Source organism: Devosia sp. WQ 349K1, from assembly GCF_016595685.1.
Classification (GTDB): Bacteria; Pseudomonadota; Alphaproteobacteria; order Rhizobiales; family Devosiaceae; genus Devosia.
The window spans coordinates 1-869 of the sequence record NZ_JAENGO010000015.1 but is presented as its reverse complement, the minus strand read 5'-3'; the positions used below and the strand labels follow the sequence as shown (position 1 = coordinate 869).

At 53.9% G+C, this 869-nt stretch carries 1 rRNA gene; it reads left to right on the top strand.

From position 1 onward, the window contains the following. Positions 1-111, top strand: a 5S ribosomal RNA gene (gene rrf / locus JHL21_RS17590); the annotation flags it as partial. Positions 112-869 lie beyond the last annotated feature (758 nt).

The following is an 869-nucleotide window of genomic DNA, read 5'->3' as shown; positions in this document are numbered from 1 at the left end:
TGGTTCTTGCGAGGAGCCCAAGACCCGATCCCATCCCGAACTCGACCGTCAAATTCCTCCGCGCCAATGGTACTAAGTCTCAAGACTTGGGAGAGTAGGTCACTGCAAGGTCTGCCAAAAACATAAAATCTCTTCACGATCAACAAAACCAAATACAAAAAGCCCCGCACCAGCGGGGCTTTTTGCGTTTGTGACGTCGTCACCCCTACTTGGCTGAGCTCTATCTCTAGAGCGGTGCTTGCAGAAAGCCCCATTTACGTCACGCCCCCACCCGGCCTCCCCCGAGGCGGGGGAGGGGAAGGCGGCTCCGGTGCTGATGGTGTGTGTGTGATGTCCAAAATACCCCCACCCTCAATTCTTCCCCGCAAGGGGAGGGAGGCAAAGCGGTGCCTCTCGATCGGCTATTGCGAACACCAGGCCGTCATCCCCGCGAAGGCGGCGACATCCGTGGCGCAGCAGCGGCAAAATTTTCGGCGCGGAAGAAAGAATCTTTCACGCGTATCCGGGCGCCTGGTGGCGCGCTTTTCACCCGTTTCATCTAAACCATTTCCATACAACGATGATTTTCCGTTCATTGCGCCTTCAGGACCTAAAAAGCGGAAAAAACAGTCCCCATGTTGATAACTCCGGACAGCGCTGGAAACGCTACTGACTCAATCCGCTTCTTCACAAACCGTGGGTGGTCAAAAAAATGAATCACGCCGATTTTGACGACAGGCACTGGACAGCAAACCGAGCCCCGCCTATAACCCGGTCATCGCTGCAGAGCACAGCGCCTACCGGCACTGAGCGACGCGGCAAACGACTGAAATCAAATGTAAATTTGAAATTAGTTTAGTGGATTTCGAAAGATTTCGGAATTCACGAAA